Annotated in this window: 20 protein-coding genes; 9 read left to right on the top strand and 11 right to left on the bottom strand. The window is 73.0% G+C overall.

The window, feature by feature from the left end:
* The 6 genes from ABD671_RS12400 to ABD671_RS12375 all read left to right on the top strand — a co-directional run bounded on the left by ABD671_RS12400 (window position 1) and on the right by ABD671_RS12375 (window position 4,260).
* A complete protein-coding gene (locus tag ABD671_RS12400; protein WP_344733693.1) occupies window positions 1-1,320 on the top strand; it encodes a glycosyltransferase in 1,320 nt (439 codons plus the stop codon).
* Entirely contained in the window at window positions 1,317-1,922 is a 606-nt protein-coding gene (locus ABD671_RS12395; protein WP_344733692.1) for a hypothetical protein, read from the top strand. Before ABD671_RS12400 ends, ABD671_RS12395 begins: the two co-directional genes overlap by 4 nt.
* Before the next feature lies 1 nt (window position 1,923).
* Window positions 1,924-2,049: a hypothetical protein gene (locus tag ABD671_RS12390; protein ID WP_344733691.1), complete on the top strand. Its 126-nt coding sequence runs from the start codon at window positions 1,924-1,926 to the stop codon at window positions 2,047-2,049.
* A gap of 98 nt (window positions 2,050-2,147) precedes the next feature.
* Entirely contained in the window at window positions 2,148-2,990 is an 843-nt protein-coding gene (locus tag ABD671_RS12385) for a helix-turn-helix transcriptional regulator (RefSeq protein WP_344733690.1), read from the top strand.
* A 119-nt stretch (window positions 2,991-3,109) separates the two neighbouring features.
* The gene (locus ABD671_RS12380; protein ID WP_344733689.1) at window positions 3,110-3,724 is read left to right on the top strand and encodes a hypothetical protein; all 615 of its coding nucleotides are present in this window, start codon (window positions 3,110-3,112) and stop codon (window positions 3,722-3,724) included.
* A complete protein-coding gene (locus tag ABD671_RS12375; RefSeq protein ID WP_344733688.1) occupies window positions 3,721-4,260 on the top strand; it encodes a VOC family protein in 540 nt (179 codons plus the stop codon). The genes ABD671_RS12380 and ABD671_RS12375 overlap by 4 nt, the downstream gene beginning before the upstream one ends.
* 95 nt (window positions 4,261-4,355) lie before the next feature.
* On the opposite strand, the gene ABD671_RS12370 is transcribed toward ABD671_RS12375, so the two are convergent.
* The 6 genes from ABD671_RS12370 to ABD671_RS12345 are packed head-to-tail and all read right to left on the bottom strand — an operon-like array spanning window position 4,356 to window position 10,937.
* Window positions 4,356-5,594 (bottom strand): ABC transporter substrate-binding protein, encoded by a 1,239-nt coding sequence (locus ABD671_RS12370; protein WP_344733687.1) that lies wholly within the window; start codon window positions 5,592-5,594, stop codon window positions 4,356-4,358.
* On the bottom strand, window positions 5,591-6,850 hold the full coding sequence (locus ABD671_RS12365) for a branched-chain amino acid ABC transporter permease (protein ID WP_344733686.1): 1,260 nt from the start codon (window positions 6,848-6,850) through the stop codon (window positions 5,591-5,593). The genes ABD671_RS12370 and ABD671_RS12365 overlap by 4 nt, the downstream gene beginning before the upstream one ends.
* Window positions 6,843-7,733, bottom strand: coding sequence for a branched-chain amino acid ABC transporter permease (locus ABD671_RS12360; protein WP_344733685.1), 891 nt, complete (start codon window positions 7,731-7,733; stop codon window positions 6,843-6,845). The genes ABD671_RS12365 and ABD671_RS12360 overlap by 8 nt, the downstream gene beginning before the upstream one ends.
* Window positions 7,730-8,596: an ABC transporter ATP-binding protein gene (locus tag ABD671_RS12355; RefSeq protein ID WP_344733902.1), complete on the bottom strand. Its 867-nt coding sequence runs from the start codon at window positions 8,594-8,596 to the stop codon at window positions 7,730-7,732. The genes ABD671_RS12360 and ABD671_RS12355 overlap by 4 nt, the downstream gene beginning before the upstream one ends.
* Entirely contained in the window at window positions 8,593-9,405 is an 813-nt protein-coding gene (locus tag ABD671_RS12350) for an ABC transporter ATP-binding protein (RefSeq protein WP_344733684.1), read from the bottom strand. The genes ABD671_RS12355 and ABD671_RS12350 overlap by 4 nt, the downstream gene beginning before the upstream one ends.
* The gene (locus ABD671_RS12345) at window positions 9,402-10,937 is read right to left on the bottom strand and encodes an AMP-binding protein (protein ID WP_344733683.1); all 1,536 of its coding nucleotides are present in this window, start codon (window positions 10,935-10,937) and stop codon (window positions 9,402-9,404) included. Before ABD671_RS12345 ends, ABD671_RS12350 begins: the two co-directional genes overlap by 4 nt.
* Window positions 10,938-11,182: 245 nt before the next feature.
* Between ABD671_RS12345 and ABD671_RS12340 the strand changes: the two genes are divergently transcribed.
* A complete protein-coding gene (locus ABD671_RS12340) occupies window positions 11,183-12,433 on the top strand; it encodes a PucR family transcriptional regulator (protein WP_344733682.1) in 1,251 nt (416 codons plus the stop codon).
* A gap of 27 nt (window positions 12,434-12,460) precedes the next feature.
* Here the strand turns inward: ABD671_RS12340 and ABD671_RS12335 are convergent, their stop codons facing one another.
* The 3 genes from ABD671_RS12335 to ABD671_RS12325 all read right to left on the bottom strand — a co-directional run bounded on the left by ABD671_RS12335 (window position 12,461) and on the right by ABD671_RS12325 (window position 16,031).
* Window positions 12,461-13,489 carry an intradiol ring-cleavage dioxygenase gene (locus ABD671_RS12335; RefSeq protein WP_344733681.1) on the bottom strand — a complete coding sequence of 343 codons (1,029 nt, stop codon included), beginning with the start codon at window positions 13,487-13,489 and terminating at the stop codon, window positions 12,461-12,463.
* Between the two features lie 130 nt (window positions 13,490-13,619).
* Window positions 13,620-15,143 (bottom strand): DEAD/DEAH box helicase, encoded by a 1,524-nt coding sequence (locus tag ABD671_RS12330; protein ID WP_344733680.1) that lies wholly within the window; start codon window positions 15,141-15,143, stop codon window positions 13,620-13,622.
* 153 nt (window positions 15,144-15,296) lie between these two features.
* Window positions 15,297-16,031 carry a lysoplasmalogenase gene (locus ABD671_RS12325; protein WP_344733679.1) on the bottom strand — a complete coding sequence of 245 codons (735 nt, stop codon included), beginning with the start codon at window positions 16,029-16,031 and terminating at the stop codon, window positions 15,297-15,299.
* Window positions 16,032-16,185: 154 nt separating this feature from the next.
* On the opposite strand from ABD671_RS12325, the gene ABD671_RS12320 reads away from it, so the two are divergent.
* Entirely contained in the window at window positions 16,186-17,040 is an 855-nt protein-coding gene (locus ABD671_RS12320) for a hypothetical protein (protein WP_344733678.1), read from the top strand.
* 85 nt (window positions 17,041-17,125) lie between these two features.
* On the opposite strand, the gene ABD671_RS12315 is transcribed toward ABD671_RS12320, so the two are convergent.
* Window positions 17,126-17,605 (bottom strand): (2Fe-2S)-binding protein, encoded by a 480-nt coding sequence (locus tag ABD671_RS12315; protein WP_344733677.1) that lies wholly within the window; start codon window positions 17,603-17,605, stop codon window positions 17,126-17,128.
* 13 nt (window positions 17,606-17,618) lie between these two features.
* A complete protein-coding gene (locus tag ABD671_RS12310; protein ID WP_344733676.1) occupies window positions 17,619-19,952 on the bottom strand; it encodes a molybdopterin cofactor-binding domain-containing protein in 2,334 nt (777 codons plus the stop codon).
* Between the two features lie 1,192 nt (window positions 19,953-21,144).
* Between ABD671_RS12310 and ABD671_RS12305 the strand changes: the two genes are divergently transcribed.
* The coding region (locus ABD671_RS12305) for a hypothetical protein (protein WP_344733675.1) at window positions 21,145-21,517 on the top strand (373 nt) is incomplete at its 3' end.

Here is a 21,517-nt window from a genome sequence, read left to right as displayed (position 1 = left end):
ATGATCCTGCTGCTCCCCCAGGGCTGCTTCCTCTCGGAGTCCTCCCGCATGTTGGCGATCCACCAGCGGCTGCAGGGGCGTGGTGCCGACGTCGTCTCCGCCACCCACGGCGGCTCCTTCGCCACGGTCTACGACGATGCCGGGGTCGACCTGATCAGGATGGGCAGCATCGACCTCGAGCGGCAGCGCCGCCTGGTCGCCAGCGTCCCGGGCATGCGCGGGGCGCCGCAGGACATGTGGAGCGTCGAGGAGCTGCGCGAGCAGGTGCGGCGCGAGCTGGCGCTCATCGAGCGGGTGGGGGCGTCGGTGCTGGTGACCGGGTGGACGCTGAGCGCCCTGATCAGCTCGCGCGTCGCCGGCATCCCCCTGATCGCGGAGCACGCCGGCTCGATGCTGCCCCCGCTGTTCGAGAACGATCTCGTTCCGCTGCCCTCCGCGCTGCCGTCGCCGGTCCTGCGGCTGCTCCCGAAGCCGATCGCGACCCGTGCCCTGAACCGTCGGATGCCCCACCTGCGCATCCACCTGAACGCGATCAACCAGGTGTGCGCCGAGTACGGCGTCGAGGAGGTGCCGAGCTTCCCGGCGCTCCTGATGGGCGACGTCTCCCTCGTGATGGACGTTCCGGAGATGTTCGGGTTCTCCCGTGAGGAGATCGACGCCTGGAGGCCGCAGCACCCCGCGTCCTATCGCGAGGGCGCCCGGCTCGCGTACGGCGGGCCGCTGTTCGCACAGCTCGACCTCCCGATCCCCGACGAGGTCGACCGCTTCCTCGACAAGGAGCCGGTCTACGTCGCGATGACCTCGACCCCGGCCGCGCAGGTGGGCGCCGTGGTCGACCGACTGCGCGAACTCCGGCGACCCCTCCTGGTCTCGGCCTGCGGCCCCGACGCCGACGCCCTCGACGCCCTCGCCGGGCCGGACCTCATGGTCGCGCCGATCCTGCCGCACCATCGGGTCGTGCCCCGGGCGTCCCTGCTCGTCGGCGCGGGAGGTCAGGGCACCGTCCAGGCCGCGATGACCGCCGGCGTCCCCCTCCTCGGCATCCCTCTCCAGCCCGAGCAGGACGCCAATGTCGTTCTGGCGCAGCGACGCGGCGCGGCCCTGCGGGTCGGCCCGCGTCGTGCCGGCACGACGACGGTGGTCGACGCTGCGCGCCGGCTGCTGGAGGATCCGTCCCATCGCACCGCCGCCGCTGCGATGGCCCGGGCCTATGCAGGCGTCGACGGCGCCGCCGCTGCGGCCGACGTCATCCTGCGGGTCGCCGGATCAGATCCCACCTCCCCTGCATCCCTCCCTACCTCCCCCCAGGAGCTCCCGTGACCATCGCCCTGTCCGCACCGCGGTTCCCCCGCGCGCCGCGCCGCGCCCTCCCCGCCTCGCTCCTGCTCGGCTCCGCGCTCCTCGCCGGCTGCGGCGGATCGGAGTCCGACGCCGACGCCGACTCCTCCGGTGCGGACGACGCTGCGGCATCGGGCTGCACCACGGCGCTCACCGTCACCTACCCCGACGGCACCTCGGTCGACCTCGACGAGGCCCAGGCCGTCGAACTCGCCGACGGCGGCGCGTTCACCGTCTACGTCGGCGACTACGAGATCCCGACCGCCGACATCACCACCGCCACCGTCATGCCGCCCGCAGGGTCGCACCAGGCCACGGTCTACCTCACGCCGCTCGGGTCGCTCAGCGACGCCGAGCCGATCGCCGCGGGAACCACGGTTCCGTACACCACCGAGCCCGACACCCTCACCTTCTCCGTCGTCCTCCTCGGCGATGCCGGGATGGCGAACCAGGCCACCGAGGGGTCCGGCGAGGTCACCGTCACCGAGGTCGGCGACGAGCTCTGTCTCGAGGTCGACTACCGGGACGCCGAGAAGAGCGCGAGCGGCACGATCTCCGCACCCGTCAACGCCAGCGCCTACTGACATGCCGCAGTTCCTCCACCACGGCGAGCGCCGCCTCCCCGCCCGTGCCGTCGCCCTGATCGTCGGCCTCACGGTGCTGGTGGCCGGCAGCATCACCGCGGTCGTCCTGGTGGTCGTCCTCGGCTGAGGGTGAGGGCGCTCGCGGGCCGACCTACGCACCACGATCCGCCTGATCGGGTGCTCCCGGCGACCCGGCGTCCGTACCATCGGTGGCGAGGAGGAGCCATGGGCGAACCGGCGCCGACGCAGGTCGAGTCGTTGCTGACCGACGCCGTCGAGGCGGCCGGCGGAGACGCCGTGGCCTGGGTCGCGCTCCCCGACCGGGGTGCGCTGACCCTGGCGCATGTGCGCGGCCAGCTCACCGACACCCTCCAGGGGCTGCGGGTGCCGGCCGGCTGGGGCCTGACCGGCAAGGTCGCGCTGCTGCGGCGTCCGGCCTCGGTCACCGACTACTTCAACGACACCGGCATCGCCCACGCCTTCGACTTCCAGGTCGCCGCCGAGCGGGTGCGCCAGATGGTGGCGGTGCCGCTGGAGGTCGCCGGACGCCGGGGGGTGCTCACCGTCGGCCTGCGCAGCGGCGCGGTCACCGACCGCGCCACCGACCGGCTGGTGCGACTGACCTCGCGCGACCTCGGCGGACTGGTCGCCCCCGGCGACGAGGTCGCGGCCGCGCTCGGCGAGATCGGCGGGCGTCTCGAACGGCTGCGGCACGGCATCGCCGACGTCGAGGTGCGCACCCTGCTGACCTCGGCGGCGATGCTCGTCGACCGCAGCCGCACGGCGGTGCGCGGCCGGACGCCGTCCGGCGAGCCGTCCCCCGAGCCCGCCACGACGCCCGCCCTCACCCGCCGCGAACTCCAGATCCTGCGCCGCGTGGCGGCCGGCGGCACGAACGCCGCCATCGCCCACGACCTCGGGCTGAGCGCCAACACCGTCAAGACCTACTGGCAGGCCACCCTGCGCAAGCTCGAGGTCGGCAACCGGGCCGAGGCGATCCACGCCGCCCACCGCCTCGGGCTGCTGGGGAGCGACGCCGACGATCACAGCGGCCACGCCGACCTCTGACCTGGGCACCCGCACCCCTCCGAACGGAGACATACCGCGCGGTACGGAATCGTCCCTAGTGTGATCGGCGCCATACCCGTGTGCGGCGCCGTGCGCCCGCCCGACCCGAGGACGGTCCCGTGCCGAAGCTCGACATCACCACCCAGACCCGCAACCTCGACGCCGTCATCGCCGGCCTCGACGACCCGCTGCACCGGCGGATCCTCACCAACTACCGCAACCACGCGATCTATGAGATCTGCGGCTACAAGGAGCGCATCTTCGAGCCCGACATGACCGTCGAGCACCCGGTCTACTGGGTCAACAGCGCCGAGGTGAGCCTCGAGCTCGACGGCCTCGAGCAGGTGCTCGGCTTCTACCAGTCGCTGCAGGACACCGAGGCCACCGTCATGGTCGTCACCGACGAGAAGCTCATGGTCGCCGACTGGGGCTTCGCCTCGGAATCGATCTTCCACACCTACACGACCGGCGCGCAGATCCTCGCCGCCGAGCCCGCGGCCGGCGTCGATCCCGACGGCTGCTTCATCGTCCAGCGCCGCATGTCGATGATCTGGCCCTACGACGAGCGCGGCCGCATGATCGGCGAGCACGTCTTCGAGCACCTGGTCGCCCGGCGCACCTGGCAGATCCCCGCCGAGGAGTTCATCACCCTCGAGGAGGCCCGCGAGAAGCTGATGCCGCTGCTCGTCGAGCTGCCCGAGGTGCCCGTGCTCGACGCCACGGGCGCCCGATGAGCCGGCTGCTGGCCGCCGGCGGCGTGCGGCAGAACGGGTACGTCGTCGACGACCTCGACGACGCCGTCGCCCGCTGGGTCAGCCTCGGCGCCGGCCCGTTCTTCGTGATCCGGCACCTGCCGCTCAGCCACTTCCTGCACCTGGGCCGGGAGTCCGACCCCGATCTCAGCATCGCCCTGGGCAACCTCGGCGACCTCCAGATCGAACTGATCCAGCAGCACAACGCCGCGCCCTCGCCCTATCGCCACTTCCTCGACGAGCGCGGCCCCGGTCTCCAGCACGTCTCGGCGTGGAGCACCACCTACGACGCGACGCTCGCGGCCGCCGAGCAGGCCGAACGCCGTCCCGACACGGTCGGGCAGATCGCCGGCTCGGCCCGCTTCGTCTACTTCGACGCGACGCGGCTCGACAGCACCTGCCTGGAGGTCTCCGACCTCGGCGAGCAGGGCGAGTTCGGCGTCGTCCACGCCCTCGTGCGTGACGTCCACCTCCAGTGGGACGGCGCCGAGCCGGTGCGGGAGTTCGCCCTCAGCTGAGGGGCTCCGGCAATCGCGGGCCGGGCCCCCGGAGCATGACGACGCCCCGCCCCTGATGGGGGGACGGGGCGGGGCGTCGCCGTTCGGGTGGGTGCTCAGCCCTTGATGAACGCCGAGGCGTCCTTCGAGGTGTAGAGCTTGGTCGCCGCCTTGGCGCCGCCGGGGACGTCGGCGGGCCGCAGGATGAAGACCGAGTCGCTGGAGGACTTGCCCACCGCGAACTTCACCGGCACCGCGAGGCCGCCGGTCTTGACCGTGCCCATCTCCTCCTTGGCCTTCGTCACGCCGGCCGGCGTGAGGTCGCCGTCCTCGCAGGCCTTGTCGAGGATCTGGCGCATCACATCGGCGGAGGCGTAGCCGAACACCGCGCCGATGGTGGGCACCTTCTTGAACTTCTTCTGGTAGCGCTTGAGCAGGTCGGGCGCCGCGTCGAAGGTGTTGACCGGCGAGGCGACGTACATGTTCTTCAGCAGGGCCGGGCCGGCCGGGGTGTCGAGCAGGCCGGGGAAGTACGTCGGGTTGTTGCCGACGAGCGGGACGTCGAGCCCGGCGGCCGCGGCCACTCCGGCGATGGACGCCGTCTGGGTCGGGCCGGTGGTGATCGCGATCGCGTCGACGCCCTCGGCGGCGAGCTTGGTGACCGCGGCGGTCATGTCGGTGTCGGTGGGCTGGATCTGCACCTCGACCAGCTTCATGTCGTGCTTCTTCGCGAAGTACGTCGAGCCGCCGAGTCCGCCCTCGCCGTACTCGCCCTCGAAGTAGATGTGGCCCAGGGTGCCGCCGTCGGAGATGAGGCCTTGGTCGAGCACGTAGTTGAGCGCGTTGATCATCTCGACCTCGTAGGTGGCGCCGACGAGCGCGTTCTGCGGGTCCTCGGTCAGCGCCTGCGCCCAGGCGCCGGGGATGTTGACCATCTTGTCGGCGTCGTACTGCTCGGAGAGGCTGGCGTTGAGCGGCGAGCCGATCACCTGCTCCATCGCGAGCACGTCCTCGCGGATCGAGGAGTAGAGCTGCACGCCCTTCTGGACGTCGTAGCCGTAGTCCTTGACCTTCTCCTTGACCGTGTAGGTGCCGCACACCTTGTCGCCGGCGTTGCGCTCCTGCCAGTACAGCGCCTGGGCGTTGGTGAAGTCGGTGCCGAGCGCGGCGAACGGCCCGGTGAGGTCGGTCAGCGACCCGACGGTGATGGTGGTGCCCTTGACGCCCCGGCCCGTCTTCACGTCGCCCGATCCCGAGCCGGCGTCGTCGTCGGCCTTGGTGCTGCAACCGGCGGCGCCGACCAGCACGGTGACGGTGGCCAGGGTGGCCAACCATCGGTTGGTGGTGGTGTTCACGTGGGGTTTCCTCCTGGTGACGGGTCGGCGGACGCCGACGGGGGGTTCTCGGCACGGTGCGATCCGCCGCCGGGGTGAGTCCCGGTGGGGCGACGGCCGCGGGGATGCCGGAGTCGGTGGGCGAGCCCGACGAGACCGCCGGGCTCGAAGAGGACGACGAGGATGATCGCCAGTCCGAAGAGGAACGCCGCCGCCTGGCTGGCGATGATGCCGGGCTCGCCGGGTTCGACGATGAACGGCAGCGAGGCGGCGTACTCCTGGAAGACCAGGGGCAGCGCGGTGACGAACACGGCGCCCAGCACCGCGCCGCGCACGCTGCCGAGACCGCCGAGCACGACCATCGCGAGGTAGAGCACCGAGAGCCGCAGCGAGAAGGTCTCCGGCGCGATCGAGCCGATCGAGAGCGCGAACAGCACGCCGGCCAGGCCCGCGTACATCGAGGAGACGAGGAAGACCTTCGCCTTGTAGTCCTGGATGTCGATGCCGATGACACTGCCGGCGACCTCGCTGTCGCGCACCATCTGCAGGGCGCGGCCGGGCCGTGAGCGCAGCAGGTTGTGCGCGAACCAGCAGGCCGCCACGCACAGCACGAGGCCGAGGTACCAGAGCCGCTCCGAACGGCCGAACGGCACGCCGAGCACCTCCAGGTAGGGGCCCTCGTTGCCTGCGAAGGAGAACCCGAACAGCTCGAACGCCGGCACCAGGCGGCCGTTGAAGCCGCCGCTGACGGAGGTCCAGGTGTTGAAGATGTGCTCGCCGATGAACACCAGTCCGAGGGTCGCGATGCCCAGGTAGATGCCGCGCAGTCGGGCGGCCATCGGGCTCACGAGCAGGCCGGCGAGTCCGGCGACGCCGATGCCGGCGACCATCCCGACCAGCGGCGGCAGCTCCCAGCCGCCGTAGGGCTTGGAGACCCCGCCCGGCGACCCCGACACGTAGGTGTAGGTGAGGGCGCCGACGGCGAGGAAGAAGGCGTGCGCCAGCGACAGCTGTCCGGTCGTGCCGACCAGCATCGTCAGTCCCACGGCGCCGATGACGGCGGCGAAGATCGCGAAGCCGGTGTCGAGCCAGAAGGAGTCGACGTAGAGCGGCAGCGCGAGCAGCACGACGGTGCCCGCGGCACCCCCGAGCAGGCGCAGCACGGCAGGACGGCGTCCTCGCGCGGTGGCAGGCGGGTCGATCGGCGGCGCTGAGGTGGCGGGGCCGGCGGGGCCGGCGGGGTCGGCGGGGTCGGCGGTGGCGACGGCGTCAGACACGGGTCACATCCCTGGTACCGAAGAGGCCGGAGGGTCGCACGAGGAGCACCGCGACCATCACGACGTAGGGGACGACGCTGCCGAAGCCGCGTCCGAGGAAGAGGAGGTCGTCCTGGTAGCCCGCGGCCATCGTCTCGGCGACGCCGATGATGAGGCCGCCGACCAGGGCGCCGCCGGTGGAGTCCAGGCCGCCGAGGATCGCTGCCGGGATGGCGCTGAGCGCCACCAGCGAGACCGCCGGTGTGGCGCCCGGGGTGGGGGAGCCGATGGCGAACAGGCCGGCGGTCGCGGCGAGGACGCCGGCGATCGCCCAGGCCGTCATCGAGACCCGACCGAGGCGGATGCCCATGAGCGCGGCCGCCTCGCCGTCCTCGGCCGCGGCGCGCATCGCGACGCCCCAGGAGGAGTACTTGAAGGCCGCGAAGAAGGCCCCGATGAGGATGCCGGCGACGAGGATCGCCAGCACCCGGTTGGTCGGGATGCCGACGCCGCCGAAGCGGATCGAGTCGCCGCCCCACGGGTGGCCGGCGCTGAGGATGTCCGAGCCGATGCGCCGGGTGAGCTCGGTGAGCAGGATGAGGTCGGCGCCGATGGTGACGATGGCCAGGCTGATGGTCGGGGCGCCGCGCAGGCGGCTGATGACCAGCCGCTCCATGGCGACCGACGCCGCCGCGGTGCCGAGCAGGCCGACGATCACGGCCGGCCAGAAGCCGATGGAGTCGTGCAGGCGCGCGATGAGGTAGGCGCCCAGCAGCAGCAGCGAGCCCTGCATGAAGGTCACGACCTCGCTGGCCTTGAAGATGATCACGAACCCGAGCGCGATCAGCGCGTAGATCGCGCCGAGCGAGAGCCCGTTGACCAGCAGCGACAGGAACTGGGTCATCCCCGCACCTCCGTCTTCTTCTCGTCGTGCTTGTCGAGCTCGATCGGCTCGTCGGCGCCCGTGCCCAGATAGGCGCGGATCACCTCGGGGTCGGCCTGCACCTCGGCGGGCGTGCCGTCGGCGATGCGGCGGCCGAAGTCGAGCACCGTGACCCGGTCGGCGAGGCCCATGACCATCCCCATGTCGTGCTCGACGAGCACGACGCTGATGCCGAGCGCGTCGCGGATCTCCCGGATCGAGATCCCCATGCGCCGCGTCTCCTCGGCGTTCATGCCGGCCACCGGCTCGTCGAGCAGCAGGACGCGCGGCTCGGTGGCGAGCGCACGCCCGACCTCGACCCGCTTCTGGTCGCCGTAGGAGAGGCCCCCGACCGGCAGGTGCAGCTTGTCGCCCAGCTCGATGAACTCCGCGATCTCGCGCACCCGCTCGAGGTGGCGCTCCTCCTCGCGTCGCGCGGACGGCGTCCGCAGGCCGGCGGCCAGGAAGCCGGTGCGCATGAGCCGGTGCCGGCCCAGCAGGAGGTTGTCGAGCACCGTCTGGCGACCCGAGAGCGCGATGTTCTGGAAGGCCCGCGCGATGCCGAGCTCGGCGATGCGGTGCGGTGCCAGCTCGGTGAGGTCGTGGCGGGCGAACCGCACGGTGCCGGCGCTCACCTGGTAGACCCCGGAGAGCACGTTGAACATCGTCGACTTCCCGGCGCCGTTGGGGCCGATGACGGCGTGGATCGCGCCCCGGGCGACGGTGAAGGAGACGTCGTCGAGTGCGGTCAGCGCGCCGAACCGCACGGTCACCCCCTGCACCTCGAGGTCGGTGAGGTCGGGACGCAGGGCGACGCCTGCGGGGGCCGCGGCCGGGGCGCTCATGCGGTCCACCGCGAGAGGGTGCGGCGCGGACGGGCGGGCTCGGCGGCGTCCGGAGCACCGGCTCCGTGCTCGGAGCCGTGGCCCAGGTAGAGCCGCTGGACGGCGTCGCTCTGCGCCAGCTCGGCGGCCGGCCCGGCGAGGGAGACCCGCCCGACGTCGAGGACGAACGCCTCGTCGGCCACGCCGAGCGCCATCGCCGCGTTCTGCTCCACCAGCAGCACCGAGGTGCCCTGGGCGTGGATCTCGCGCACCACCTCGCCGATCTGGCCGATGACCCGCGGCGCCAGACCGAGGGACGGCTCGTCGAGCAGCAGCAGCTGCGGCCCGGCCATCAGGCCGCGGCCGATGGCGAGCATCTGCTGCTCACCGCCGGAGAGCAGGCCGGCGCGCTGGTGCCGTCGCTGGGCCAGCACGGGGAAGAGCTCGAGCACGCGGGCGTGCGCGGCCTCGCGGGCGGCGCGGTCGCGGGTGCCCAGGCCGCCGGCGCGGAGGTTCTCCTCGACGGTCAGTCGGGTGAAGATGCGGCGTCCCTCGGGCACCTGCACCAGACCCGCGGCCACCGTGCGCGCGGTCTCGGCGCGGGTGATGTCGGTGCCGTCGTAGGTGATCGTGCCGGCATCGACCCGGGCGCGGTGCAGCCGCAACGTGCCCGACAGCGCCCGCAGCAGCGTCGTCTTGCCGGCGCCGTTGCTGCCGAGCAGCGCGACGACGTGGCCGCGCTCGACCGTGAGGTCGATGCCGCGGAGCGCCTCCACCGCTCCGCCGTAGGTGACCGCGAGTCCGCGGACCTCGAGGATGGGTCTGCTCATGCCTGTACCGCCGTTCGCAACGCGCGCTTGAGGATCTTCCCGGTGCGGGTCTTGGGGAGTGCGGCCGTGATCTCCACGCGCGCCGGGCGGGCGTGGGCGGGCAGCCGGCCGAGCTGCCGGGCGAGGTCGCGCAGGAGGTCGCCGGGCCGCGCCGGGTCGGCCGCCGACCCGGGCTCGAGGACGACGAAGGCGACCAGGTCGGGTTCGCCGCCGCCCGCTCGCTCGACCGGCACCTCCACCACCGCCGCCTCGCGGACGCCGGGGTGGTCGTAGAGCACCTGCTCGATCGCCCGCGGGTAGACCGCGTGGCCGCCGCGCCACATCACCTCGGTGGCGCGGTCGAGCACGTGCAGGAAGCCGTCGGCGTCGCGGTGCCCCAGGTCGCCGGTGTGCAGCCAGCCGTCGGCCAGCGTGTCGGTCTCGACGCCGTGCGGACCCCAGTAGCCGGCCATCACGGTGCGCCCGCTCACCAGCAGCTCCCCGACGGCGTCGGGCCCGGTCCCGTCGGTCGCGGACGGCGCGACGCGCACCTCGACGCCGTCCAGCGGGAGCCCGACCGAGCCCAGCCGGCGCCGGTCGATGCGGTTGGCGGCCACCACCGGTGCCGCCTCGGAGAGCCCGTAGCCCTCGAGGACGACGCAGCCGAGCCGCCGCTCGAGGTCGAGCAGCAGCCCCAGCGGCAGCGCCGCCCCGCCGCACAGGCACACCCGCACGCGGGCGGCGGCCAGGTCGTCGGGCCCGGCGGCCGCGAGCAGGGCCTGCATCATCGAGGGGACGCCGAGGAGCACCGTCGCGCCCTCGCGCACCAGCACGTCGACGGCTCGGGCCGGCTCCTCGCGCGGCGCCAGGGCGATCGAGGCGCCGGCGAGGAGGGCCGCGTTGAGCACGCAGGTCTGACCGAAGGCGCCGTGGAAGGGCAGCAGGCCGAGCAGCACGTCGTCCTGGGTCAGCTCCAGCACCTCGACGGCCACCTGGTGCGCGTCGTGCACGAGGTTGCCGTGGGTGAGCGCCGCGGGCTTGGGCGGCGCGGTCGTGCCGGAGGTATAGACGAGGACGGCCAGGTCGTCGGCATCGCGCGGAACCGGCCCGACCGGCCCGACCGGCCCGACCTGCCCGACCGGCACAGGAGCGTCGGGGTCACCGGACGCCGACGCGAGATCGACCCGGTCTGCGTCGAGCACCGGATGGCCCGGCAGGGCCAGGGTCGGCGCGGGTGCCCAGGCGACGACGAGGGCGGCGTCGACCTGGCGGATCTGGCGGTGCTGCACGGTCTCCGGGGCGGCCGGATCGAGCGCGACCGCGACCGCACCGAGCCGCAGCACCGCGAAGTACCAGATCGCGAAGTCGGCGGTGTGGGGCAGCACCAGGGCCACCCGGTCGCCCACGCCCACCCCCGCCCCGCTCAGCACGACCGACGCCCGCACCGACCGATCGGCCAGCGCGCGGTGGTCGAGCAGCGTCGCGCCGTCGCGGAGCGCAGGCCGCGGCCCGTGCAGCAGCGCTGCCCGGTCGAGGTGCTCGGCGAGGTTCACAGGGGACGCTCCGACCGGACGACGACGGCAGGCGTCGGCGTCCTGGGGGTGAAGGGGGGTGAGTGAGGCAGGGGAGGGTCGGCCCGGAGGCCGGTGCGGGATCGTGGTGCGGGCGGGGTGACCTGCACCACAACGTGGCCCTACCTTCGCGTCGTCCACCCGGTGGGGACCATGGTGACCGCGATCACATCGTGTGGGAATCTTTGTTCGTGAGAACAACCGCCGTCCGTGCTCCCGGTCGGCCGATGGTCACCGCCCCTGTCGTCGTCGCCGCCTGCGAGCGGATCCTCGAGGACATCGACGGGCTCACCGAACGGGTCTCCCATCAGATCCGCGAGGCCGAGCCGATCTACCTGACCACCGTCACCTGGGAGCAGCTCATCGAGTCCGTGCGCCCCAACCTGGTGGGCCTGCTCCAGTCGCTGATGATGGAGGAGACGGCGTCGGTCGCGGCGCCCCGTCGCACCGGCCGCACCCGGGCGGGGCAGGGCGTCCCGCTGCCGCCGGTGCTGCACGCCTACCGGCTCGGCGTGATCACGATCTGGAGCGACCTCGTCGAGCTGTGCAGCCCCGACCCGGAGGCGTCACGGGCCCTGCTCGCCTCCGCGCAGAAGCTGTGGACCGCGCTCGACGTCTACTCCCAGGAGCTCGCCGCCGCCTACCGCGACGTCGAGACCGAGCAGCTGCTGCGCGATGCGCGACTGCGCGAAGCCGCTCTCGCGGCGATCTTCAGCGGCATCGCGCCGCAGGGCCGCACGCTGGCCGAGATGGCCGATGTGCTGCGGCTGCCGGCCACCGGCCAGTTCGTCGTCATCGTCTGCGAGCCGGCCGAGTCGGCCGAGTCCGCCGAGTCCGAGGGGGGCGAGGAGCAGGGGCCGCGCGGCGTGCAGGTGGCCGAGGGTCCCGAGGTGAGCGGCAGCGCGCCGTCGGTGGAGAAGACGCTGGCGGCCCTGGGCGTGCGGTCGGCCTGGCGCTCGGAGGTCGACGTCGAGATCGGGCTCGCCATGCTCACGCCCACCTACCGCCTCGACCGGCTGGCCGCGCACCTCGCCTCGCTGACGCTGGGGCGGATCGGGGTCAGCCGGGTCTACACCGGTCTCACCGAGACCCCCGCCGCGGTCGCGCAGGCGCGGCTCGCGCGGGAGGCCTCGGTGCCCGGCGCCGGTGCGCTCACCCATTTCGACGACGCCCGCGTGCCGGGGCTGCTGCTCGGATCGCCGGTGCTGGCCGACGACCTGCGCCGCGACGTCCTCGGGGCGCTCGGCGAGCTGCCGGACGGCGAGGTCGAGCGCCTGCTCGAGACCTTCCGCGCCTGGCTGGACGCCGAGGGGTCGGCCGAGGGTGCCGGGCGGCTCCTGCACTGCCACCCCAACACCGTGCGCTACCGGCTCACGAAGCTGACCTCGCTGGTCGGACGCGATCTCAAGCGACCCCTCGACGTCGTCCATCTGTTCCTGGCGGCCGAGGCGCAGCGGCTGCAGCTCGACGCCGGGTGATTCCCGGGGCGACCCCGGGGCCCGTACTCAGGACGAGGTGGTCGGGGCGCCGCTCGGCGGGGTGCCGGTCGGGGCGCCGCTGGGCGGGGTGCCACCGGGGCCACCGGGGCCGCCCGACGGGGGAGTCCCGCCCGGCTGCCGGTCGCGGCTCGCGCCGCCCGCAGCGGGCACCGACGGCGAGGTGGAGGTGTCGATGGCCACCGCCAGCGACCCCCGGTAGCCCTTCGTCGGGCTGCCGGTGAAGGTGCCCATCTGGAGGTCGTAGCCGTCGCTGAAGACGTTGTCGGTGGCCAGCGTGATCTGGGCCAGGTTGTCGGCCGAGCCGGTGTAGGTGTCGAGGGCGTAGACCGCGTCGAGCATCTTCTCCGGGAACGCGACCTGCGAGGTGGCGATGGCGTTCTCGGCGTTGGTGGCCGAGTCGACGTCGGGATAGACCTCGAAGTGGATGTGGGTCCAGCGGCCGAGGTAGCAGCCGGGCACGATGGTGGTGAAGGTGACCGTGCCGTCGGCGTCGGCCACCTGCACGCCGCGCAGGTAGGTCTCGTTCTCCAGGCCCGCGGTGTACATCGAGTAGCCGCCCGTGGCGTTGCACTGCCAGATGTAGACGGCCGCGCCCTCGAAGGGCTTCTCGCCGTCGGTGAGGGTGAAGGTGAACTCCAGCGGCACGCCCTCGGCGACCGTCCCGCCGTCCAGGCTCGCGGTGATGTCGCGGCGCACGATGCCGGAGTCGGAGAGCACGTTCTGGCCGTTGGTGCCGTCGGCCGGGTAGGGGCCGTTGGTCTCCTGCGGGATCTCGCCGGTCGCGGTCGTGGCCGTGCCGGTGGACGCCGTCCCGGTGCTGACGGTGGTGCTGCCGCTGGAGTCGCCGCCGCAGGCCGCGAGGGCGAGGGAGCCGACGCCCAGGCCGAGGAAGGCGAGCACGTTGCGGCGGCTGGCCAGGGTGCCGAGGTCGAAGCCGACGCCCTGGTCGACCACCTCGTCCGCGGGACGGGCGAGCAGACGCCCCTCGTAGGCGGGGCCCTCGGGGGTCTGGTCGGGATCGGGGATGGTGGTCATCGTGGCGCTCCTGGGGAGTGGTCCGTCGTGGTCGGGACCCACCGTGTCCAGGGAGCCTGTGCGAACCCTGTGCGCAGCGTGCGAGCCGCCTCGGAGCCGCCTCCGGCACGCTCGGCCGCTCCGATCGCGGTCAGCGACCTCGGCGTCGCCCGCCGCCGCTGAAGGACGCGGCGCTGTGCGAGGAGGAGCTGCCGGACGTCGTCCGCGCGCCGCCCTGGGCCGAGCGCTGGCCGCCCGAGCGCTGACCACCCGAGCGCTGACCACCCGTGCCGCCCGACCCCTGGCCGCCCGACCCCTGGCCGCCGGTGCGCTGGCCGCCGGAGCCCGCAGCAGAGCCCGCGGCCGAGCCCGCAGCCGAGCCTGCAGCCGAGCCGGTGCCGCGTCCGCGGCCGCTGCGCCGACGACGGCTCCCGCCGTTGCCGGCGCCGCCGCCGTTGCCGCCACGACCGGTGCCGCCGGAGGTCTCCGGTCGGGCCGGCGCGACCGCGACGCGGAGCTCCTCGACCGTGCGCCGCACCCGCTCGCCGGGCACCAGCTCGGCGAGGACGGCGTCCTGCGGGCCGGCGAGGCTCGTGGTGGTCGGCTTGATGCCGGCGGCCCGGGTGAGGGCGCGGACGTCGCCGACCTGGTCGGGGGTCATCAGCGTGATGACCAGACCGGCCGATCCCGCGCGGGCGGTACGGCCCGAGCGGTGCAGGTAGGCCTTGTGCTCGGCCGGCGGGTCGGCGTGCACCACGAGGGTGACGTCGTCGACGTGGATGCCGCGGGCGGCGATGTCGGTGGCCACCAGCGTCGTCGCCTTGCCGGAGTGGAAGGCGTCCATGTTGCGGGTGCGGGCGTTCTGGGCGAGGTTGCCGTGCAGCTCGACGGTCGGCACGCCGTTCTCGTTGAGCTTGCGGCTCAGCGCCTTCGCGCCGTGCTTGGTGCGGGTGAAGATGACCGTGCGGCCCGGCGCGCTGGCGAGGTCGACGAGCACCGGGAGCTTGTGCTCGCGCTGGAGGCGCAGCACGTGGTGGTCCATGGTGGCGACCGGCGAGGTGGCCGGGTCGGCCTCGTGGGTGACCGGGTTCGTCATGAACCGCTTCACCAGCACGCCGACGGCGTTGTCGAGGGTGGCGGAGAAGAACATCCGCTGCGCGTCGGCAGGAGTGGCGTCCAGGATGCGGCGCACGCCGGGCAGGAAGCCGAGGTCGGCCATGTGGTCGGCCTCGTCGAGCACGGTGATCTCGACCCGGTCGAGCACGCAGGCGCCCTGCTTCATGAGGTCCTCGAGGCGGCCCGGGCAGGCGATGACGATATCGACGCCAGCAGCGAGCGCCTTGACCTGCGGGGTCTGACCGACGCCGCCGAAGACCGTGCGGACCTTCAGGCCCGTGGCGCCGGCCAGCGGGGCGAGGGACTCCTCGATCTGGGTGACCAGCTCGCGGGTGGGGGCCAGGATCACCGCGCGCGGACGCTTCGCGGCCGGACGGCGTCCGGACGCCTCGAGGCGGGCCACCAGCGGCAGCAGGAAGGCGTAGGTCTTGCCCGAGCCGGTGCGACCGCGGCCGAGCAGGTCGCGGCCGGCAAGGGAGTCGGGCAGCGTGGCGGCCTGGATGGGGCTGGGCGTGGTGATGCCGCGATCGGCGAGCACGCGGACGAGGGATGCGGGCACGCCGGCATCACGGAAGGTAGGCGCAGACATGGGTTCTCGATCTGTTCAGGCGATCCCGCCGAGAGACATCGGTGTCGACGTGGAACCGTGGGGGCTGCAACACGCCTGAGGACCGGGCGGAACGGATCGATCCTGCATCAGCAGGCTAACCCATCACCGATGCTTCTCCAGCATCCGCGCGATGCCGAGGGCGATGAGGCCCTGGCCCGCGGTGTAGGTGGCCATCACGACGGCGTCCGATCGGGGGCCCGGATCGGTGAGCAGGAACTCGCGGGTGCCGATGACGGTGTCGGAGGTCAGGAAGAGCGCCGCGCCGGCCCGGATCGTGGCCGCGGCGCGGGGGTCGACGTCGTCCGCGAGACGGGTGCTGGCGGCCCCCATCGCCAGCAGGACGCCGATGTAGCCCATGACCGGCAGCCGCAGTGCGGGCGCGGTGCGGCCGGCGCCGCGCGCCATCACGGGCGCGGCCACCGACCACAGTGCGGCGGCGGCCAGGGGGCCACGGCGTCCGGCCGGATCGCCCAGCGGCCGACCGTGCTCGCCGAAGACCCGCAGGTAGGCCAGGTGGGCGCCCAGGAACCCGCCGACGCCCGCCAGGAAGCGGGTCTCGCCCGGCTCGAGCAGGGCGACGTCGCCCGCCCAGCTCAGGCCATGGGCGGCCAGCGTCGCCCGCCGGGCGGGGGTGTCGGCGCGTCCGTGCGTGGCCGCCGCGAACGAGGCGGCCAGGGCCGGCATGAGCAGCGGCTTGACCAGGACGCGGGCGCGCCGCCGGGAGGCGGATGCGGAGCCGGCGAGCGCGGTGTCGAGACCGGCGAGAGCCACGTAGGCGAGGCCGGCGAGGCGGGCGCGGCGCAGGTCGGTCGAGGTGCTGCCGGAGCGGGACGTCATGGGCGCATCATGGCGGGTCGCGGGCCCGGGAGAGAGCGGTCACAGCACCAACGCGCGAGAACCCCGGCGCGCCGGGGTCGATCTGCGCCAGCATGGGCACTGAATGCCCCGACGGGTAACCGTCCCCGCCTCCCCCTTTCCCCCAGGAGTACCGATGTTCGGCAAGAAGAAGAACGACGGCGCCTTCGACGCCGCGGCCTACCTCGCGCAGGTCGGCGACGAGGAGGGCGCCGCCGCAGCCGCGGCAGCCGCGGCCGCTGCCGGCGCCGAGTCCGGCGCCGAGGCCGGGGGCGAGGCGGCCGCTGAGGGCGGTGGTGCTGCCGTCGCCGCGGGAGCCGTCGCCGCGGGTGCCGCGGGCGCGGAGGCTGCCGGACCGTCCGTCACCGTCGTCGGTGCCACCCCGCCGCCCCGGCGCCGCAAGGGTCTGCTGGTGCTGGCTGCGGTCACGCTGCTCGCCGGTGCGGCCGCGATCGTGGCCGAGCTCCCCGACGACGAGAAGGACTCGCCCGCCGCGGCGCCGACCGCCCCCGCACCCGACGACACGGCCGCCCCGACCGACGACGGTGACAACCCGTTCGACGGCCTGACCTTCGACGATGATGAGCCGACCACCGCGCCGGTGGTCTCCACCGTCGTCTCCGGCGCCGTCATCGAGGCCCGCCCGCCGCGCACCGGCGGCAAGGGCTCGGGTGACCAGAACGGTCCCGCGGACGGCGACGGCGGCTCCAGCGGCGGCGGCTCGAACGGTGGTGGCTCGAACGGCGGCGGCTCGAACGGTGGCGGCGACGGCGGCGGTTCCACCGGCGAGGGTCCGGTCTCCGCGCTGGTCGACCCGATCGTCGTCACCGTGACCGACGCCGTCGACTCCGCCACGGGCGGTGCCACCGAGCCGGTGACCCAGCCGGTCGTCAGCCTGGTCGACACCGTGACCGACGCCGTCGACGGCGTCCTCACCGGTCTGGTCGGTGGCGGCCTCGGTGCCGGACTGGGCGGCGGTCTGCTGCGCTGACCGCCGGCGCCCACCGCCCGCGAACACGACGAGGCCCGACCCCGGGATGCCGGGGTCGGGCCTCGTGTCGTTCAGTGAGCCGGACTCACATGTTCTTCGCGCCCTGCTCGATCGCCTCGCGGATGCGGGTGTAGGTGCCGCACCGGCAGATGTTGCGGATCGTGTCGAAGTCGGAGTCGCGCAGGGCGCGACCCTCCTTCTTCAGGCGCCGCACCAGCGCCACGGCCTCCATGATCTGCCCGGGCTGGCAGTAGCCGCACTGGGCGACGTCGCGGTCGATCCACGCCTTCTGCATCGGGTGCAGCCCGGGGCCGGGCGCGGTGTCGGCGAGGCCCTCGATGGTGGTGACCTCGTCGTCGGCCTTCAAGTCGCCGACCGGGGTCGCGCACGGGTTGAACGCCTTGCCGTTGATGTGGCTCGTGCAGGCCTTGCACACGTTGATGCCGCAGCCGTACTTGGGGCCGGTGACGCCGAGCAGGTCGCGCAGGACCCACAGGAGTCGGACGTCGTCCTCGACGTCGATGGTGACCTTCTCGCCGTTGAGGATGAATGTCTGCTTGGGCATGTCGTTCTCCTGCTCAGCGCGCGGTCTTGAGGCCGTTGGTCGGCGACTGCGGGATCGGGGGGATGAAGGTCTTGGGCTTGAAGGAGATGTGGTCGTGGTTGATGGGGAACATCTCCGGGATCGAGCCGGTGGCCCGGGCGTAGGCGCAGGCGACCGCGGCCGCCGTGGTGCCCACCGCCGCCTCGCCGGCGCCACCGGGCGTGGAGCTGCCGGAGTCGACGATGTGCACCTTGACCTCCGGCGGCACGTTCCACTGGCGGGTGTAGAAGTAGTTGTCCCAGCTGGCCTCGAGGAACTTGCCGTCGCGCAGGTGGCAGCTGCTGGTGAGGGTGAGGGCGAGGCCGTCCATGAAGCCGCCCTGCATCTGGGCCTCCAGGCCCCGCGGGTTGATGACCAGGCCGGGGTCGATGGCGATGTGCGCCTTGGTGACGCGGGGGCCGGTGACGGTCTCGGGGCCGAGATCGCGCTTCACGGTCTGCGGTCGGCAGTCGATCTCGACGAGCACCGCGCTGCAGCCCTTGTACTCCTTGTGCACCGCGATGCCCTGTGCCATGCCCTTCGGCAGCTTGCGGCCCCAGCGGCCCTTCTTGGCGACGGTCTGGAGCACCTTCTTGACCCGCTCGTCCTTGAGGTGGTCGAGCCGGAACTGGACGGGGTCGACCTTCAGCTTCTCGGCGATCTGGTCGATCGCCAGCTCGGCGGCCACGGCGACGTCGGGGGAGTAGATGTTGCGCATCGAGCCGGTGCGGTAGTTCGAGTCGGTCTCGTTGAGCAGCTGCGTGACGACGCCGAAGTTGTAGGGCAGCTGCTGGGTCAGCAGGAAGATCGACTGGGAGAAGCCGTAGCCGCCCAGACCGGTCGGCAGCGAGTCGGCGGTTGAGGTGAGGATCTCGCCGAGACCGTGGCTGAAGTCGGTGACCACGCTGGTGTGGCGCTGCTCGAAGCTGATGACCTGACCGGCCAGGATCGAGGCGCGCACCCGGGACGTCGCCATCGGGTGCAGACGACCCTGGCGCGGCTCGTCGGCGCGGTGCCACATGAGCTTGACCGGCACGCCCATCGCCTTGGAGATGGTCGCGGCCTCGAGCGCGTGGTCGCTGAAGAGCTTGTGGCCGAACGAGCCGCCGCTGGTGATGACGTGCACCTTGACCTGGTCCTGCTGGAGGCCGGCCATCTGGGCGATGTTCTGCTGGGCGAGGATCGGCACCTTGAGACCGGCCCAGATCTCCGCGGAGTCGGCACGCACGTCGGCGATCGCGCTGTAGGTCTCCAGCGCGGCGCTGGAGCGGAACGCGAACGCGACGTCGACGTCGACGGTCTGGGTCAGCGGGGTGGCCGGCACGGCGAGCGGGAACTCCGCGGCGCGCAGCTTCGCCAGCACCGTCTTGTCGGACTCGCCGTCGGCCGGACCGGCGTTCCACTCGACGTCCATCGCGCGGACGGCGTCGATGCACTGCCCGAACGTCTTGGCCCTCACGGCGATACCGGTGGGCACCTGGGCGACGTGGGTGACGCCGGGCATCTTGAGGATCTTCGCCTTGTTGCGCAGCTTCTTCGGCGTGCCCTGGTGCTGGGGCGCGCGGCACACCATCGTCGGCAGGGCGCCGGGCACCTGGAGGTCGGTGGTGAACCGCTTCTTGCCGGTGACGGCGTCCTCGGCGTCGAGACGGCTGTGCGGCTTGCCGATGACCTTGAACTTCTTCTCCGGGCGCAGCGCGACCTCGACGGCCTTCACGACCTGGCTGGCCGCGCCGACGGCGAGGTCGCCGTAGCTGCGGCTCTGGCCGGTCAGCGGGTCGCGGACGACGCCGGCGACGGTGACGAGGCGGTCGGCCGTGGTGCCGAACTCGATCGCCGCGGCCTCCAGCAACTGCTGGCGGGCGATCGCGGCGGCCACGCGGATGGGCGTGTAGGTGGAGAACGTGGTGTTCGAGCCGCCGGTGAGCTGGTTGAGCAGCAGCTCGGGGCGGGCCGGGGCGAGGGTGACCTTGACACGCCGCATCGGGAGGTCGAGCTCCTCGGCGATGATCATCGTCGTCGAGGTGATGATGCCCTGGCCCACCTCGGCGCGCGGGAACTCGAACTCCGCGATCCCCTTCTTGGTGATCGTGATGGAGATCAGCTGCGCCGTCGGCAGCGCCGCGTCGGTCTGGAGGTCCTCGAGGTCGTAGGCGTCGGCGATCTGCGGGCCCGACGGGATCGCGGCGAGTGCCCGCGACTCCCCGAGGCTGAGGTCGGCGGCCACGGCGAGCGTGGTGCCGGCCAGCACGTAGCCGATGAAGCGGCGGCGGGGCACACCTCCCGGCTCCTGCTCCTGTGCAGCGGACTCGACGGTCGGTGTCGTCATCGCAATCTCCTGATCGGTTCCCCATGGCGCCGCGCCGCTCCCCGCACAGGAGCACCACGACCTCCGGGCACTGTGGCACACGCCACATAACGCGCTCTATGTGGGGCTCCACAACGCTCCGGGTGGATCGCTGTCGGTGACGCCAAATGTCCCGAGCGGACGGCGGCCGCGTCGGCGTCCGGAATCGGTGTTTCACGACTCCGCCGAAATCCTGTTCACCGGCCCCGTCGCGGGCCTATCGTGCGAAACGGCATCGGGGCCGGTCGTACCCCTCACTCCCCTCCCCTCACTCCTCCCGGAGCTCCCCATGCCTCGTACGCGTTCCCTGCTCGGCACCCTCCTCTCCGCTGCCCTGACCTCCTCGGGCCTGGCCGTCGTCCTGGTCGGGGCGAGCGCCCAGCCGGCGTCGGCAGCACCGACGCCGGTGTGCGACGCGAACGGTCAGTGCACGGTGACCTTCGGTTACACCGGTGCGGTCGAAACCTGGACGGTGCCGGCGAGGGTCACCTCGGTCGATGCCGTTGTTCTGGGAGCCGGGACGGCATCCGTCGTGTACAACGGGCCCTTCGCGGTGAACACGGGCGGTGGCGGCGGGCGGAGCAGTGGGACGGTGCCGGTATCGCCGGGGCAGACCGTCACGGTGCTGGTCGGTGGTGCCGGCGGGTTCGGTGGGGGCGGGTCAGGCGGGTCAGGCGTCCTGACGGCCTCGTCCTCCGGCAGCGGCGGAAGCTTTCTCGCAGTCGGCGACACGCTCATGCTGGTTGCCGGAGGGAGCGGAGGCGCGGGACGCCCAGGAGGATTCAGCTACTACCCGGTGACCGGCGGAGCAGGAGGTGGCGCGGGTGGCGATGCGCCCGCCACCCCCGGCGGATCGGGTTACCGCCCCGGGGGAGGCGCCGCGACCGCGACTTCGCACGGCGCCGCAGGAGCCGCTGGCGCCACCGCGGGGTCCGGCAGCGTCGTCCTGGGAGGAGGGTTGTCCGTGCCGACCGGGGGTCGAGGGGGAGACGGTGATCTGCCCTGCTCCCCGCAGCCCTGCGCGACCACCTCCAGCAGGGGCGGCGGCGGAGGCGGAGGCGGCTACCGCGCGGGCGGCGGGGGAGGTGGCTCCAACGCGGTCATCTCGGTGGGCGTGGACGGTGGGCCGTACGCGGGCGGCGGAGGCGGCGGCTCCGGTTATGCGGCTCCCTCGGTGCAGAACGTGTCGGGTGCGGCCGGTGTGCAGGTGGGCGACGGTCGGATCGTCCTCACGTATCAGTCGTTGACGGCGCAGGCGGTGTCGTTCACCTCCACGGCGCCGTCGTCGCCTGGGTTGGGGTCGACGTACGACGTGTCGGCGACGGGCGGTGGCTCTGGTAATCCGGTGGTGTTCTCGGTGGGCGGCTCGCCGGCGGGGGTGTGCACGATCTCGGGGTCGCGGGTGACGTTCGCGCATGCGGGGTCGTGTGTGATCAGTGCGAACCAGGCGGGTGGCGACGGCTACGCGGCGGCGAAGACCGCGACGCAGACGATCACGGTGGCCAAGGCCGCGCAGGAGGTGCAGCTGGTCTCGGCGGGGTTGACGC

This window comes from Nocardioides fonticola (assembly GCF_039536805.1).
Classification (GTDB): Bacteria; Actinomycetota; Actinomycetes; order Propionibacteriales; family Nocardioidaceae; genus Nocardioides; species Nocardioides fonticola.
The sequence above is the reverse complement of the archived record's forward strand: the minus strand, read 5'-3'. Positions and strand labels throughout refer to the sequence as shown.

Coding starts and splice junctions, on each gene's coding strand:
- ABD671_RS12350 (WP_344733684.1), bottom strand. CDS start 9,405: ATGAGCAGACCCATCCTCGAGGTCCGCGGACTCGCGGTCACCTACGGC.
- ABD671_RS12355 (WP_344733902.1), bottom strand. CDS start 8,596: ATGAGCGCCCCGGCCGCGGCCCCCGCAGGCGTCGCCCTGCGTCCCGAC.
- ABD671_RS12385 (WP_344733690.1), top strand. CDS start 2,148: ATGGGCGAACCGGCGCCGACGCAGGTCGAGTCGTTGCTGACCGACGCC.
- ABD671_RS12390 (WP_344733691.1), top strand. CDS start 1,924: ATGCCGCAGTTCCTCCACCACGGCGAGCGCCGCCTCCCCGCCCGTGCC.
- ABD671_RS12310 (WP_344733676.1), bottom strand. CDS start 19,952: ATGACGACACCGACCGTCGAGTCCGCTGCACAGGAGCAGGAGCCGGGA.
- ABD671_RS12400 (WP_344733693.1), top strand. CDS start 1: ATGATCCTGCTGCTCCCCCAGGGCTGCTTCCTCTCGGAGTCCTCCCGC.
- ABD671_RS12325 (WP_344733679.1), bottom strand. CDS start 16,031: ATGACGTCCCGCTCCGGCAGCACCTCGACCGACCTGCGCCGCGCCCGC.
- ABD671_RS12360 (WP_344733685.1), bottom strand. CDS start 7,733: ATGACCCAGTTCCTGTCGCTGCTGGTCAACGGGCTCTCGCTCGGCGCG.
- ABD671_RS12320 (WP_344733678.1), top strand. CDS start 16,186: ATGTTCGGCAAGAAGAAGAACGACGGCGCCTTCGACGCCGCGGCCTAC.
- ABD671_RS12375 (WP_344733688.1), top strand. CDS start 3,721: ATGAGCCGGCTGCTGGCCGCCGGCGGCGTGCGGCAGAACGGGTACGTC.
- ABD671_RS12315 (WP_344733677.1), bottom strand. CDS start 17,605: ATGCCCAAGCAGACATTCATCCTCAACGGCGAGAAGGTCACCATCGAC.
- ABD671_RS12335 (WP_344733681.1), bottom strand. CDS start 13,489: ATGACCACCATCCCCGATCCCGACCAGACCCCCGAGGGCCCCGCCTAC.
- ABD671_RS12340 (WP_344733682.1), top strand. CDS start 11,183: ATGGTCACCGCCCCTGTCGTCGTCGCCGCCTGCGAGCGGATCCTCGAG.